Genomic DNA, 15,611 nt, shown 5'->3' on the forward strand with positions numbered 1-15,611 from the left:
AAGGGGGTTAGGGGGCTTTTGGGGGCCAAGCCGGGGGGCTAGGCTTTTTTGAAATGTCTTATCATTTCGCCAAAATCCATCTTCATAGCCAGTCCCATAACGGCTTGCGTAAGCCGTTTGGTTTTGGTTTCGATGGTTTTGGCATCCTCAATCCAGTTCGAAAAATAGTTTTGGTGCCCCCGGCTTAATGTCTGAAAATAAGCCTTTGCTGCTGGGTCATCTTCCAGACAGTCGAGCAAATCGGCGGATAGTGGCATCGGATCCGTATCGACCTCGATCGTTACCCGTACGGACGCTCCTTCTTCTTTCCGAATTCCCCGGCGCATGGCCGCATTAACGGGTATAATAAACACACCTTCGCCCATTGGAAGCAGTGCAACCTGGCTGATGGGGAAATTATCCAATGTTCCTTTAACCCGGAATGATGTTTTCTGCCCCGGTTTCATTTCCGACGAAACATCAATTGGAATTTCAATATAGGTCCAGCCCGTTTTTTCCCCTTTTTTATCGAATTTCTGCAGAATGGTATTAAATGTTGGCATAAACAACTAGTCGGATACACATCGGCACTCTACAATTCAGCGCATATGGCTTCATTGCCAATTGCGGTGTCGAACATACATCATTTTGTCGTTAACGATACACGCCCACCTGTAATTCAGAACGACTGGTGCTAACCTATTCTTTAGAGCCCGGTCAACAATCAGCGCCAGAAAAAAAATAAAAATCTTCTGATTTTTTGGGTAGAAAAGTCAATTTCTACCGTGGTGGGGTAAAGCGGCTATTTAAACCGTGCGCTTATGCCCTACAATTACTACACCGTAGCAGATTTTGTACTGGATGAATCATTTCAGGCATATGTTTTATGCACGAACCCAGAAGCCGTGGCTCACTGGACAGCGTGGCTGACACAGCATTCCGACCGTGAACAGGACATCCGACAGGCAGCCGAACTCATTCGGCTGCTTACTGGCCCTAAAGGTGAGCGCTCCGTTCCAAACAAAGAAGCAGAACTACGGCGACTCATTGAGCAGTTGCCACCTGCCCGTTACCCACCTTTACCCCCTCGCCGTAACCACCCGGCGTTTATAGCACACCGTTTTCGATCAGGCATGCGGACAATTGCGGCCGTGCTGGCGGTATTGGTTTTTGTCGGATTGGGCTGGTTCGGGTACCAGCAATATCGGCAATCGGGTCTGGTAGTAGTGCACACAAACTATGGCCAGCACCGAACCCTTTATTTGCCCGACGGTTCGCAGGTTGTGCTAAATGCTAATTCGAGCCTGCGGTATGAGCCCGACTGGCCCGAAGGCAAAAACCGTCAGGTATGGCTCGAAGGGGAAGCGTTTTTCCATGTGAGCAAACGGCAGGCGGCCGGTCGACCGGTTAAGTTTACGGTACTGGCGGGCGAATTGGCCGTTGAGGTGTTAGGCACCCAGTTCAACGTTTTTCACCGGGCCGAAAAAACGCAGGTTGTTCTGGAAGAAGGCCGGGTTCGGCTACGGTCGGTTGAGAATTCCAAATCGCAGCTCGACCTCGACATGTCGCCGGGAGAAACGGTTGTTTTTTCGGAAGCAAACCGAGTCTTGAGCCGCCAGCGCGTCAATCCTGAGCTTTATAATGCCTGGCGAAGTAATCAACTAATTTTCGACAACACGCCGTTGTGGGAAGTGGCCGAACGAATTCAGAATACCTACGGCAAAACCGTCACCTTTGCCGATCCGGAACTAATGAATCGCCGACTTTCGGGCACGATTCCCAGCGACGACCTCAATCGCTTAATCAAAGCACTCTCAAGGGCTTTTGGCCTTCGCATTACCGAACAAAACGATACGCTACGCATCGAGTCCAACTAATTTTCGTCGTAAATATTACTATCAATCCCGTAACATGAATAAACCATTTATCTATCTCCTGGGTGGGGCCGGATTGTTAGCCAGCCAAATAGTTTCTGGTCAAACGCTGGCACGAGGCACCCTTCTGGCGCATCAATCGGTAGTACCGATTCAGTCGACAACCCAGCAGACGCTCCTTCAGAAACTCCGTCAGCTCGAAAACCGCTACCGGGTTAGCATACTGGCCGACGCTCAACTACTGGCCGGAAAAACAGCCACCGACTATTCGTCGGATAAGCTCGAAGACGCCCTTCGTGCCTTGTTAAAACCACATGGACTAACCTTCGATAAAATCGACAACCGTACCTATGTGATTGTAAGCAAGGAAACGAACCGCAAACGGAATGAGTCTATCAACTTACTGGCTCCTGCCACGTCATTACAGCCCGAAACCCCTGTTAGCAGTATGCCCGTCAGTGCAATTTCGGGCATAACGGAAGCAACACGGGTCCAACAGGCTCAGGACCGGGTAGTGTCGGGACGAGTCACCAGCGAAACCGGCGAAGGACTACCCGGCGTATCGATTGTGGTGAAAGGGACAGGTCGCGGAACGACTACCGACACGGAAGGCAACTACCGGTTGAACCTACCCGATAACCAGAACAACCCAACGCTGGTTTTCTCCTACATCGGTTTCCTGACGCAGGAAATCCCATTAGGCTCACGCTCATCGCTGAATGTTCAGATGGCGGTCGATACGCGCTCATTGGCCGAGGTGGTGGTCGTTGGTTATGGCACCCAACGCAAACTGGATGTAACCGGAGCCGTTGTTCAGATTAAAGGCGATGAAATTTTAAAACAGCCTTCCGTAAATGCGGTTAGTGGTCTACAGGGAAAAGTAGCCGGTGTTCAGATCAACAATTCCGGTAAACCCGGCGAAGCACCCCAGATTCGCATTCGGGGTGTTGGCACAGCCTACGGTAGCCCTAACCCGCTCTATGTAGTCGATGGTGTTTGGTTCGACGATATCAGCTTTCTAAATACCGCCGACATTGAAAGCATGAACATCCTGAAAGATGCGTCGAGTCAGTCGATCTATGGTGTACGGGCCGCGAATGGTGTGGTGCTGATTACCACCAAAAAAGGAAAATCAGGCCAGGCCGTTGTCAACTACAATGGGTATGTTGGGTATCAGAAAGTGACAAACCAGATTCAGATGGCTAATGCCAATGAGTATGCCACACTGGTTAACGAACTAAGTGCCATTAATGGAAACCAACCGATTCTGGATGCGTCCAAGTTTGGCGCGGGTACCGACTGGTATCACCAGATTCTTCGCAACGCGCCCATCACCAACCATCAGCTTTCGATTAGCGGTGGTGGCGAAAAGTCGACCTACAATTTTTCGTTAGGTTATCTGTATCAGAACGGTATTGTTGAACGCAACAATTTTAAGCGGTATACGGCCCGTCTGCAGAACGATTTTCAGGTGTTGAAAAATCTAAAAATCGGCTATACCGCTACAGGCGCCTTCAGTTCATCGCAGGACGAAGCGGGTGGTATTTTCCGCCAGCTCTATACGGCCGGACCCGTTGTGCCGGTTTACTATGCCGATGGTTCCTATGGCGACCCGACCGATTTCAATCTGGGCGATGGTAATAATTACAACCCACAGGTTACGGTCGATTACTACAACCAGATCACGAAGAAAACCCTGTTGACTGCCAACGCCTATGCAGAACTAGGCATCATAAAAGGGCTGACGTTCAAAACCAGCTTCGGTGGTCGTTACTCGCAGGACGAAACCCGCAGCTATACGCCACAGTATGTAGCCACGTTCAAACAACGGAACACCACCAGCAACCTGCAATTCATTCGCCCGCAGGCTCGCTACTGGATTCTGGAAAACACGCTGACCTATACCAAAGAATACGGTGGTCATAATTTTACGGCCCTCCTCGGTCAGTCGGCGCAGCACGACCAATCGTATCAGTTGACCGCGTCGGCCCTCAATGTTCCTTATACCCGCGAAGGCGATCTGTATCTGGCATTGGGAAATACCGACGGCCGTAGTGTTTCTGACCAGGGCGATCTGGCTACCTATGCGTCTTACTTTGGTCGGGTGAATTATTCGTTCCAGGATCGATACTTGATCAATGCATCGTTGCGGGCCGATGGCTCATCCAAATTCTATCAGGGTGGTAATGCCTGGGGTTATTTTCCATCGGTAGGTGTCGGCTGGGTAATGAGCAGCGAACCATTCATGCAGAATCAGAAAGTGTTCGATAACCTGAAATTCCGCGCTAGCTGGGGTAAAATCGGGAACGCATCCGTCCCTTCGAACCTCTCTACCCTGACCGTTGCCAATGGTGGCGATTTGGCGGCCTTTTTTGGTGGACAAGTGTATACAGGGGCTAGCATCAACTCCATTATTCCGCCCGTTACGTACTGGGAACGTGGTGTCGGTACGGATATCGGTTTCGAAGCAGCCCTGCTGAAATCGCGGTTGAATGTCGAATTAGATTATTACGTCAAGAAAACCGAACAGGCTATTTTCGACATTCCGGTCCTGAGTTCAATCGGAACCTCATCGAGCCGCATCATTGGCAACCAGGCTAATTTCCAGAACAAAGGATTCGAACTGGCACTTACGTGGCGCAATACGGTAAGCAAAGACATTTCGTATAGCATTGGTGCCAATGCCGCCCTGAACAACAACAAAGTGCTTTCGGTATCGTCGGGGGCTAACCCTATTTACGACGGCGGTGTTGGTCTGACGGGAGGTGCTCTGGCAACCCGCACCCGCGTAGGCGATCCAATCGGTTCGTTCTACGGCTACATTGTCGACGGCATTTTCCAGACTCAGGACGAAGTAAAAGCATCGGCCCAGCCTAACGCGAAACCCGGCGACTTCAAATACCGCGACATTAGTGGCAGCAACGGCACGCCCGATGGCGCCATTACGGGTCTCGACCGGCAGGTAATTGGCAACCCGAATCCAAAATGGACGTATGGGATCAATACGAACCTGACCGTTAAAAACTTCGACCTGACGCTCGATTTCCAGGGCGTTTACAAAGTCGATATTTACAATGCCAACCTGGGCTGGCGCTATGGCAACGAAAACTTCACCAAAGATTTCTATGACCATCGCTGGCACGGTGCCGGAACCTCCAACACCTATCCATCGGTGAACATCGGTGGCGGTACCAACTACCTGCCCAACTCGTTCTACGTGCAGGATGGCAGCTATTTCCGCGTTCGTAATGCCCAAATCGGTTACACGTTCTCGCCCGAGCTTACGCAACGGCTCAAACTCAGAAAGCTACGGGTATATGCCAACGCGCAAAACGCCCTCAACTTTTTCAAGTATAAAGGTCTTTCGCCCGAAGTACGCGCTAACGACAACAAACCGACTCAGGCCGGTATCGATGCTAACGTGTATCCCTTGTCGGCTACGTACAACTTTGGTGTAAACCTTACTTTCTAATCACGGAACAAGCACATGAACACAATAGATATTCAGAATAATTGGCGGCATATCAGCCTCTATGCCGGACTAGCAGGCCTGCTGTTGCTCCCTTCGGCCTGCAAGCAAACGTTTCTGGAAACAGATCCGCAGGGTAAACAGGCCGATGTGGTTTTCTGGGCAAATGAAGGCGATGCCACCAAAGCCGTCAACGCCATGTATGCTAACCTGCGTACCTGGGCTAACACCGCCTTTGCACCTATTGCGCTGGAAAGCGTTGGCTCCGACGAAGCCGAAAAAGGCAGCTCAGCTTCCGATGCTACGTTTTTCAACGACTATGATAGATTCTCTATCGGCTCCAGCGATGGTCAGCTACGTGATTTCTGGTCGGGGCAGTATCAGAATATCAACTACGCCAATCAGGTGCTCGACAATATTCCGGGCATTTCGATGACTGAGTCGTTGAAAACCCGCTACCTGGCCGAAGCCAAATTTGTTCGTGCCTATTCGTATTTCCGGCTGGTTCGGGCTTTTGGCGATGTACCCCTACGGCTTAAACTACCGGCCAGCGCAGCGGAGTATAACCTCCCCCGCACCCCCAAAGCGGAGGTCTATGCTGCCATCGAAAAAGACCTGACCGAAGCCGAAGCCGTGCTTCCGGCGTCATACCCAGCAGCCGATGCGGGTCGGATTACCAAAGGAGCAGCGCTGGCCCTGCACGCCAAAGTATCGATGTATCAGCAGAAATGGCAGCAGGTGTTCGATCTGACTAATCAGGTGATTCAGTCGGGTCAGTATTCGCTCGTGAAAGACTACGAACAACTGTTCCGGCTCAACAACGAGAATTCGACTGAATCGGTATTTGAGATTCAAAACGAACTGGTATCGAGCAACAAAGCAGCCTCCAACTCGCAGTATTCGCAGGTGCAGGGCGTTCGGGGTGTAACGGGTGGCGGCTGGGGCTTCAACGTGCCGACACAGGCACTGGTCGATGCCTACGAACCGGGCGACCCCCGGAAAGATGCTACGATTATTTTCCGGGGCGAAACCACACCCGAAGGCGATATCATTCCGGCTGTTGGCGACAACCCGATGTATAACCAGAAGTCATACGTTCCGTTTAGCCTCTACGTAAGTGGTTTCAACGAGGGTGTTCAGCAAAATGTGCGCGTTATTCGTTATGCCGAAGTATTACTGATGAATGCCGAAGCGGCCAACGAACTCGGCCAATCGGCGCAGGCACTGGCTTCGCTCGAACTGGTTCGGGCACGGGCGCGGGCTGGCGATGCCACTATTCTGCCTAAAGTGACCACCACCGACAAAGCCGCCCTGCGCACCGCCATCTGGCACGAACGTCAGGTCGAACTGGCGATGGAATTCGACCGGTATTTCGACGTGATTCGTCAGGGAAGAGCTGCCGAGGTTTTCGGACCTAAAGGCTGGAAAGCCAACCGAAACGAAGTGTGGCCGATTCCGCAAAACGAACTGGATCTGAGCGCTGGCGTGCTGGTGCAGAATCCGGGCTATTAAGTTCAATTTATCCACCTGGCTTTATCATGAAACGCATACAACTAAAAATAACCGTATTACTGGGAGGACTCTTAACGGCCGGTCTGTCGGGCTGTTACAAAAAGTTTGATCCCGAAAGCTACGCACCTGCGCTGTCGATTGGTGGTTTCACATCGTCGAGCGAAATCGGGAAAGCCAACCTGATCGGCTACTGGCCGTTCGATGGTGATTATATCGACAAGGTATCGAACAAGGCAGGCACACCCACCGGAACGAGTTTTACCAACGGACTGAAAGGGCAGGCCATGAAAGGGGCCCAAAAAGGCTACATGCTATTCGACCCAACCGACGCCATTCTGAAAATGCAGAGCTTCACGCTCGGCTTCTGGGTAAACAGCCAGTCGACAACGGCGGCCGGTGGTATCATTGGTCTGGTCAATCTGGCCAAAACAGATGGCTTTTGGGGCAATATCGATACGTTTTTCGAAAACGGTGGTACGGGCAACAATGGTATTTTCAAAGCCCATATTCAGAACGGCACCAAAGATGCGTGGGTAACGAAAGATGGAATCACGAACATCTACAACTCGTGGAACCACATTGCCCTGACCTACGATGCATCGTCGTCTACGTTTGTTCTGTATGTCAATGGGAACAAAGTAACAACCACCACCGTCGATAAATTTGGCGGACTGCAATGGAGTAATCCTGGCAAAATGGTGTTTGGCACGGTTCAGTTTCAGACCGACCCCAGCCTTACCACTGGCTCAGAGTCGCAGTCGTGGGCCAGCTACTTGACCGGGGCGCTGGACGAAGTGCGGCTCTACAACGCGGCTTTAAATGCGAATGAAATAAACTCGCTGGTAAAGCTCGAATCACGCGGTAACTAATGCCAGCCAATCTGGTTGTTTTATAAAAAGCAGGAGCGCGATGGTGCTCCTGCTTTTTATAAAAAATCAATCACCATCTGACCATAGCCCGTCGAAAGCGCGCCTATTTTCTATAAACTGGTATGAGCAGGAGAAAACGCTGGTTTCTTTTTGTAATAGCAATTGTAATCCTGGTCATATCGAATATTCCACTTGTAGCGTATTTATCGGAGTGTTTACTAATACAGAAGCATTGAAAGGAGAACATCCGGCATTCAGTAGTAACTTAGGTGGATTTAGAGTGGATGGAGCAAGTATAGCGGGGTCGGGTCAGGCAAAATATAATAATATACTTAAAAAGCCTCTGAGCGCACCTTAACTTTTATAGCGCTGACTATCAAAGTATTATCAAGGAATTGAAAGCTTGTCGCCGAAGCTGAACGGTTTAAACTATCGTCAATAACAACGTTTCTTCGGTTCATCCAGCTCCTTAAGTTTCGGAGTAAAGTTAGTCTTAACCACCATACTTTTTATTTCATAAAACCTGGTGGTTCATAGTGTACCATCGGTTCATAAAATTGAATGCAGCATACCAATCTATACCCGATGCTTTAACGATTGAATTCCGGCGCGGAAACGACTGGATTCCGGTGGCGGCAACATTATACAAGCCGGTTAAACTGACCGGCAATACGGCAACTACACTACGCTTTGAGCCGATTCGTACTAGCCAGGTCCGGCTTAACCTCAGCCATGAGCAGAAGCAGGTAGCCATAACCGAAATAGAGTACTATTAAGCTCGTCTCTAAACTTTCTGGAATAATCATCAAATGCGTTCCTTTTTACCGTAGAGAACACAAAGATTATACGCAAAGCCCGCTAAGCAGAAGTGCTCTGTGTTCTCTGCGGTAAAAAGGCAAAAGCTTAAACAGGTTTCTAATTTAGAAGCGATAAGCGAACCAGCAACAGCAGGAAAAAATTATCGCGCAGCGACTGCATGGCCCGGTGCAGCAAATTATAGACCGACTGCTCTTTCATGTCCATAATGAGAGCGATGGTGGCCGGACTAAAATTTTCGAAATAGCGGAGGTGAATGGCTTCGCGTTCGCGTTTGGTTAGTTTATTGAGGGCATTGGTTAGCTGCTCCCGCTGCTGCTGATCGATTTGCTGGGAAATCAAAAAATCTTCGTGGGAGAACGTTATCTCCAGATAACGCTCATCATCTTCGGTCCATAACCGAAACCGGTTATGATTGGCTCTCAGCCCATCAATAATACACCGGCGCATGGATTTGAACAGATACGGTCTTATTTCGCGCACGTCACCAATGGCTTCCCGGCGCTGCCAAACCTTGAGGAATAAATCCTGCAAACAATCCTTTACAAAATCCTCATCTGATAGCAATCGATAGCCATAACTAAACAGCTCGTCATAATAACACAGAAATAAGCGACTTAAAGCCTCCGGGTCGCCATGCTTGACAGCCCGCCAGGATTCAAAATCAGACGAAGTTGCCTGTGTGAAAACATCATTCATGTACTGCTTTAAATAAGTTGGATAAGCATCAGTTTCAAGAGCATAAATTTATAATAAATTCTATAATTAATTAAACATAAACACCTTACAACTCACACAAATCCTATTTAATGAACCAATATTTACATCCTGAAAGTAATAGCGAACGTATCTGATCTATACGTTCCTATAGGCCCCAACTGCCTGACCTTAATATCTGGCGAGGGTAGCCATGAGTGATTCTTTCATCTCCTTAGCCAGACTGGCAGGCTGCAATATTGTCAGATGCTCGCCATAACTGCGCAGGTGCATAAGCAAGTCCCGGTTCGGCGCTAAGCGGAGCCGAATCACGCATTCCTGATCCGTATCGCGCACCACTTCCTGAGTCTGGTGAATCGGCTTGGCTTTTACGTAACGACCAAACAAGGGCGAAAACGACAGTAAAATCTCTTCTACGGGTCCGCTGCTGTCGGTAATGCCATAGATATGCTCAAATAATTCGCTCACATTGGTCATCACTTCTTCGGGAACCGCACAGCGTTCGTCGGTAATATCCAGATCACTCATCCGGTCGAGCGCAAACGTGCGTTCTTTACCGGTTGGTTCGTCGTAGCCGATTACATACCAGCTATCGGCTACCTCACGGAGCAATATTGGATGAAGCAGCCGAAGCCGTGGAATTTCGGGAGCTGTTCCCGAATCGGCCAATGCTGTTTCGTGCTTCTGGTAACGAAAGGTAATCTGCCGATTCTGGTTAATGGCCCGAATCAGGATTGGTACATACTGCCGGTTTCCTCCCAATATCCGCTCTTCGACATACACAACCCGCCGGGTTAGCGTTTCGGTTTTCACTTCCCGGATAATATCCAGACTCTGCCGCACTTTTTGCAATGCATTGGCCAGTTCGCCCGCCACAGAAGCCCCCTGCGTAGCAGTCAGCACCTCACGTGCATAATCGAGCGCTTCCATATCGTCGGGCGAGAGCATAAGCCGAAGCAACCGAAACTGGGGATCGGTATAGTAGTAGCCATTGCGTCGTTTGTCATAAGCGATAGGCGCATCATGATCTTCACGTAGCCGCTGAATGTCTTTTTCTAACGACGAGATAGATCGGATACCACATTTATCGCGGCAGATGTCGAACAGTTTCTGCTTGGAATACTGACGCGGATATCGGCTAATGATTTCGTCAATGAGCCGGTAACGCTGAAAGGCAGATCGGGTGATGGGCATAAGAATGCGGGGATAACGGGGCGCTTCGCACGGGGGTTGCTGGGATAGTAGGCGCAAGCACTCCCTGCGCGAAGCACCCCGTTATCCCCGCACGAAGTCCCGGCGCAAAACTCTCCACAAAAAAACATAAAAAATTTTCACAAAAAAAGAAGGCCGTAAAAAGATTACGTCCTACCGGGTAGAACTTTGTTCTGTGAATTTTAAACAACGATACTAATGAACACTCTATTTCGCTCCACTCAGAACCGCGCTGGCAATGTTGATCCATCGTTATTTCCAGCCCTGAATGCTACGTCACGATGGACGGCTTCGGCTGTAGCCTCTCGTTCAGACCGCAAACGGGTTACTCTCTCGGCGGGCCAGTTGCTCGATATCGAACTTGGGTTGTTTCTATTATCGCAACTTCTGCCTACGGCTCCGCCCGATGCGCTGCCTGGTTTATTGACCGACAACGGTTCGGCATTTCTGGACCGTCCTACCTGGACACCTAAGCAGCTAAAGCAACTGAATCGTGGTCGGCTGATACTAAGCCACATTCAGCAGCGGAACGTATGGTCGGCCTTACTGGACGCCTACACAACCATTCCCGACCGGTTGCAAGCCTACGACATCAGCGCTGACCGTAGTCGCTTTTGTGAAAAAACGGTTGGTTTTTTCCGGAATCGGATCATTACTCTGAAACAGATGGTAAGCTAGCTGACTCTTAAACCCCATATCTGTCATGAACACAACGCAGAAGCATTTAACGCCCGACGCAGTCTGTTTTGCCGCTACTACGCTGATTTTGGCCGAAGGCGGCACCTCGTCGCTCATTGTTCAGCAGTTTTTACTGAATCAGGGTTATCAGGCCAAACGAACCGATGTTTCGATATGGCTGGTTTGTGTCGCTATTCAGGAAGGGTGGACCATCGACGATAATGGCATGTTTCTGGTCTTTTCGTTTCCAACACCAACATCATCATCTCAATAACCTTACACAGTCTGTGCTGTACTCCGGGTAGTTTTTCTGCAAAGTTCTACACGTTTATTTACTCACAACGTTCACCTACATGATACCCATACAGCCTCTTCCTTTTGATGCCAGTCTGGAGCACTACGCAAAACAGGCTAATGAATTAGTAGCAATCTATCAATCGGGCAATGAGCAGCAGATCCGGCAGTTTCAGGATCAGTTGAATTTCCGAACCTGGCCCGATACCGACGACCCGATAGCGGAATTTACAGAAATAACTGCCCGGCAGAACATCGCCCGGCTCTACGGTTTTGGTAATTGGGAAGCCTTAACCACCTACACCAGCGCCATCTGCAAACAACAGGCGGCCTGGCTGTTTGAGTCAGCTATCGAAGCCATTATTCGGGGAAATATAACCCAGCTCGAAGCATTGCTTTTCAACAACCCGGCATTGGTCCAAATGCGATCAATGCGCATACACAAAGCCACTTTACTTCATTATCTGGGCGCCAATGGCATTGAAAACTATCGGCAAAAAGTCCCTGGCAATGCCGTTTCCATAGCCCAAATCCTGCTTAATGCAGGAGCCGCAGTCGATACGCTGGCCGATATCTATGGAAAAAGCACAACGTTGACGCTGGTAGCGACAAGCATCCATCCGTGGCAAACTGGCATTCAAACTTCCCTACTGGAAACCCTTCTGACCTACGGCGCATCGGTAGATGGAATTCCTGGTAGCGGATCTCCACTACAGGCAGCACTGGCCAATGGCCAACCAGAAGCAGCTCTGGCCCTTGCTCAACATGGCGCTCGTATAGACAATATCGTAACGGCAGCGGGCCTTGGCCGACTCGATTTAGTTCAGTATTTTTTCTGTAGAGACAATCTGCTTCCTTCAGACCATACGTCTATTCCTCCCTGGGGCATTCCCGAAAACCCACAAACGCAGGCCGAAAGGGCTTTACATTACGCTTGTCTGTATGGCCACACGGCGGTTGCCGAGTTTTTGCTGGCGCATGACGTTGATACAAAAACCGGCATGACGGTAGCAACAGTCAATTCGTTCTCCGACTATTAAAAGAGACCCTGGCGAAACACTCCGGCAACACGGGGCAAACTCATGATATTCTGTTCTTTAGTCAGAAAGCCAATCGGGTGGTTTCAGAGCACCATCATCATTGGGCGTTGCCTTTACTGGCATTATTTAAGTTTCTTCGGCCTATTGATCTGCCAGTATAGAACCGTTTGCTGGTGCTGCCAGCCTATGGTTCGGTCCATTACCCAAAATCTGACAAAGTATTTATAACCAACAGATACTGCTCAAACATCCCTTGGCCTACTGCCTGTCGGGCACTATATTTTTTTTGCAAATAAAAGAACAACGTAAAAAAATTATGTTCTACTGGTTGCAACTTTGTTATGAACAATGAACGACAGAGACTAATGAACACCTTATCGACATCCGCCTATCCCACCCTTAACCCTCGCCCGGCCCTGTCCAGCCTATTGCGCTGGCAGGAGCCGCTGGCGACTCGTTTGCGCTATCGTCATGCCCTGCCGGGCATGGTAGCCAACCGGTTACTGAATGTGGAGCTGGGTCTTTATTTACTGACCGAACTGCTGCCATTAGCCCCGGCGCACTCTCTGCCCGATCTGCTCAACGGCCAGGGAATCGTTTACCATCAGCGTACCATCTGGACTCCCCGCCAGCATCGCACGCTGAGCCAGGCACGGGTCTTGCTGGCCCCTTACCGCGATCGGGCTTTGTGGTATAAAGCACTGGATAAATACACTACGCTTTCGCCCGATTTGCGTCTTTTTTCGCTCAAAAATGGGGGCGGCTGGAATTCACAGGTTAGCAGCTATGTGATGCGTGAGCGGCTCAATCTGTTTCAGGAAGCCCTGGCCTAAGCGTTCTTTCTGACAGGATTAACAGGATTTGCAGGATTCTATATGAATAAAAGTCCTGCAAATCCTGTTAATCCTGTCAGAAAATAAGTACTAAATTGGGGCTTTGTATCAGTCCATGCACAATAGCCTCATGAACCGTCGACGTTTTATTAAAACCAGTTCAGTTGTTTCGGTATCAGCTACTGCGGTGGCCGCAACCGCCTGCTCATCCCCAAAAACCTCAGATACAGAAAATAAAGATACGCCCTATGTGGACGACTTTGCCCTGAATGAGTTGACTATCAATGATCTGCAGCAGAAAATGAAGTCGGGTGAGTACACGTCCGAAGCGATCACCAAACTCTACCTGGATCGTATTGATGCCATCGACAAAAAGGGACCAGCTCTGAACGCGGTCATTGAGGTGAATCCGGATGCGCTGGCCATCGCAAAAACGATGGATCAGGAGCGGAAAGACGGCAAACTTCGCGGTCCGATGCACGGCATTCCGGTGCTTATCAAAGATAATATCGATACGGGCGACCAGATGATGACCACTGCTGGTTCGCTGGCCCTCGAAGGGCATAAAGCGGCTGGCGATGCGTTTATTGTTGCGCAGCTGCGAAAGGCGGGCGCGGTCATTTTGGGCAAAACCAATCTGAGCGAGTGGGCCAATTTTCGGTCCAGCCGTTCGACCAGTGGCTGGAGTAGTCGCGGTGGCCAGACCCGCAATCCGTATGTGCTGGGCCGCAACCCAAGCGGTTCCAGCTCAGGTTCTGGCTCGGCAACATCGGCCAACTTATGTGCTGTTGCCGTAGGAACCGAAACCGATGGGTCCATCATTGCGCCCTCTTCGCATTGTGGATTGGTTGGCCTCAAACCGACAGTTGGTCTGGTTAGTCGCAGCGGCATTATTCCCATCTCGCAAACGCAGGACACCGCCGGACCCATGACCCGAACCGTAACTGACGCAGCTATTTTGCTGGGGGCGCTGGTGGGTGTCGATCCCGCGGATGCCGTTACGCTCGGAAGCCGGGGCAAAAGCGCAGCCGATTACACCCAATTTCTGAAAGCAGACGCGTTGGCGGGCAAACGGATTGGTATCGAAAAATCGTTTCTGGAAGGGCATGAAGACGTAGTGGCCTTGTACAAAGCCGCCATTGACGTACTGAAGAAACAGGGCGCTACGGTTGTGGAGGTCGAGTTGCGCAAAGAGCTTCGGGAGACGGGCAATGCGGAATTTACGGTGCTGCAATATGAATTCAAAGATGGGCTGAACCGCTACCTGGCGAAGGCCAATGCTAGCGTAAAATCCCTGGCCGACGTGATTGCTTTCAACAAGAAGAACCAAGCCAAAGCGATGCCGTACTTCAAACAGGAAACGCTCGAAAGCAGCGAAGCAAAAGGAGACCTGAGCAGTAAGGAATACACCGACGCGTTAGCTAAAACCCGCAGTTGGCGCCAACGTATCGACCAGTTGATGACGACACATAAGCTGGATGCCATTGGCGGAACCAGCATCGGCCCGGCAGGCTGCATCGACCTCATCAACGGCGACTATGACACGGGCTTTTATTTCTGCCAACCAGCCGCCATGGCTGGTTATCCGCATCTGACCATCCCGATGGGAATGGTTCACGGCCTCCCCGTCGGCTTCTCCCTCATCGCCGGAGCGTATCAGGAAGGCCCCTTACTCGCCCTGGGCTACGCTTACGAGCAGTTTTCGAAGAAGCGAGTGCGGCCGGGGTTTGTGGAGTCGTTGATTCCGGGCTAGAATCAGCGAATACACGCTAGAGTCGGGTAGATCAGAGCCGCATCACTTATTTATGTCTGTGATGCGGCTACGCAGATAAACACATAGCTGCCTGCAACTTTTTAAGCAACTTACAAATCATTCTGCCATTAATATGTTTTACATAGTACTATTTTATACCTTTATCTAAAACTAGCTATTATGCATAAAAACTGGATACAATGGTTTGAAATACCCGTTTATCAGTTCGACAAGGCCAGGGCATTTTACGAGGCTGTTTTTCAGGTTGAACTACAGGTCATTGATTTGGGGGCACTGACGATGGCCATGTTTCCGCCTGAAATTGCATCGGGAGCACTCTGTCAGGGAGAATGGTATCACCCCTCCTCAGATGGGGTCACCCTGCATGTGCCCGTTGCCGATATCGACCTGGCGCTTCAACAGGTCGAGCAAATGGGCGGGCATATTTTACAGCCTAAAAAACAAATATCGACCGAATTAGGCTATATGGCCCTTATAAAGGATTGTGAAGGAAATCGCCTGGCCTTGCGTGCTACATACTAACGTATTGCCCCTTTTTAGCCAT

14 protein-coding genes are annotated in these 15,611 nt (G+C 50.1%); 11 read left to right on the forward strand and 3 right to left on the reverse strand.

The window, feature by feature from the left end; translation table 11 throughout:
- Positions 1–38: 38 nt before the first annotated feature.
- On the reverse strand, positions 39–542 hold the full coding sequence (locus WBJ53_RS22305; protein WP_338870266.1) for a YdeI/OmpD-associated family protein: 504 nt from the start codon (positions 540–542) through the stop codon (positions 39–41).
- A gap of 258 nt (positions 543–800) precedes the next feature.
- Here WBJ53_RS22305 and WBJ53_RS22310 point away from each other — a divergent pair, with 258 nt between their 5' ends.
- From WBJ53_RS22310 to WBJ53_RS22330, 5 genes are all read left to right on the forward strand, one after another.
- Positions 801–1,856 carry a FecR domain-containing protein gene (locus WBJ53_RS22310; protein ID WP_338870268.1) on the forward strand — a complete coding sequence of 352 codons (1,056 nt, stop codon included), beginning with the start codon at positions 801–803 and terminating at the stop codon, positions 1,854–1,856.
- A gap of 34 nt (positions 1,857–1,890) precedes the next feature.
- Positions 1,891–5,325, forward strand: a complete 3,435-nt coding sequence (locus WBJ53_RS22315; protein ID WP_338870270.1) for a SusC/RagA family TonB-linked outer membrane protein — start codon at positions 1,891–1,893, stop codon at positions 5,323–5,325.
- Between the two features lie 15 nt (positions 5,326–5,340).
- On the forward strand, positions 5,341–6,834 hold the full coding sequence (locus WBJ53_RS22320) for a RagB/SusD family nutrient uptake outer membrane protein (protein WP_338870272.1): 1,494 nt from the start codon (positions 5,341–5,343) through the stop codon (positions 6,832–6,834).
- Positions 6,835–6,860: 26 nt separating this feature from the next.
- On the forward strand, positions 6,861–7,703 hold the full coding sequence (locus WBJ53_RS22325) for a LamG domain-containing protein (protein ID WP_338870274.1): 843 nt from the start codon (positions 6,861–6,863) through the stop codon (positions 7,701–7,703).
- A 557-nt stretch (positions 7,704–8,260) separates the two neighbouring features.
- Complete coding sequence (locus WBJ53_RS22330; protein ID WP_338870276.1) at positions 8,261–8,479, forward strand: hypothetical protein; 219 nt, start codon at positions 8,261–8,263, stop codon at positions 8,477–8,479.
- A 139-nt stretch (positions 8,480–8,618) separates the two neighbouring features.
- On the opposite strand, the gene WBJ53_RS22335 is transcribed toward WBJ53_RS22330, so the two are convergent.
- Entirely contained in the window at positions 8,619–9,218 is a 600-nt protein-coding gene (locus WBJ53_RS22335; protein ID WP_338870278.1) for an RNA polymerase sigma factor, read from the reverse strand.
- A gap of 189 nt (positions 9,219–9,407) precedes the next feature.
- On the reverse strand, positions 9,408–10,430 hold the full coding sequence (locus tag WBJ53_RS22340) for a WYL domain-containing protein (RefSeq protein WP_338870280.1): 1,023 nt from the start codon (positions 10,428–10,430) through the stop codon (positions 9,408–9,410).
- A gap of 216 nt (positions 10,431–10,646) precedes the next feature.
- Here WBJ53_RS22340 and WBJ53_RS22345 point away from each other — a divergent pair, with 216 nt between their 5' ends.
- From WBJ53_RS22345 to WBJ53_RS22370, 6 genes are all read left to right on the forward strand, one after another.
- A complete protein-coding gene (locus WBJ53_RS22345) occupies positions 10,647–11,126 on the forward strand; it encodes a hypothetical protein (protein ID WP_338870282.1) in 480 nt (159 codons plus the stop codon).
- Positions 11,127–11,151: 25 nt separating this feature from the next.
- A complete protein-coding gene (locus WBJ53_RS22350; protein ID WP_338870284.1) occupies positions 11,152–11,400 on the forward strand; it encodes a hypothetical protein in 249 nt (82 codons plus the stop codon).
- A 79-nt stretch (positions 11,401–11,479) separates the two neighbouring features.
- On the forward strand, positions 11,480–12,460 hold the full coding sequence (locus WBJ53_RS22355) for a hypothetical protein (protein ID WP_338870286.1): 981 nt from the start codon (positions 11,480–11,482) through the stop codon (positions 12,458–12,460).
- 365 nt (positions 12,461–12,825) lie between these two features.
- Positions 12,826–13,293 carry a hypothetical protein gene (locus tag WBJ53_RS22360; protein WP_338870288.1) on the forward strand — a complete coding sequence of 156 codons (468 nt, stop codon included), beginning with the start codon at positions 12,826–12,828 and terminating at the stop codon, positions 13,291–13,293.
- A gap of 130 nt (positions 13,294–13,423) precedes the next feature.
- Positions 13,424–15,046: an amidase gene (locus WBJ53_RS22365; protein ID WP_338870290.1), complete on the forward strand. Its 1,623-nt coding sequence runs from the start codon at positions 13,424–13,426 to the stop codon at positions 15,044–15,046.
- 180 nt (positions 15,047–15,226) lie between these two features.
- The gene (locus WBJ53_RS22370; RefSeq protein ID WP_338870292.1) at positions 15,227–15,589 is read left to right on the forward strand and encodes a VOC family protein; all 363 of its coding nucleotides are present in this window, start codon (positions 15,227–15,229) and stop codon (positions 15,587–15,589) included.
- Positions 15,590–15,611: the final 22 nt, after the last annotated feature.

This window comes from Spirosoma sp. SC4-14, from assembly GCF_037201965.1.
Taxonomy (GTDB): Bacteria; Bacteroidota; Bacteroidia; order Cytophagales; family Spirosomataceae; genus Spirosoma.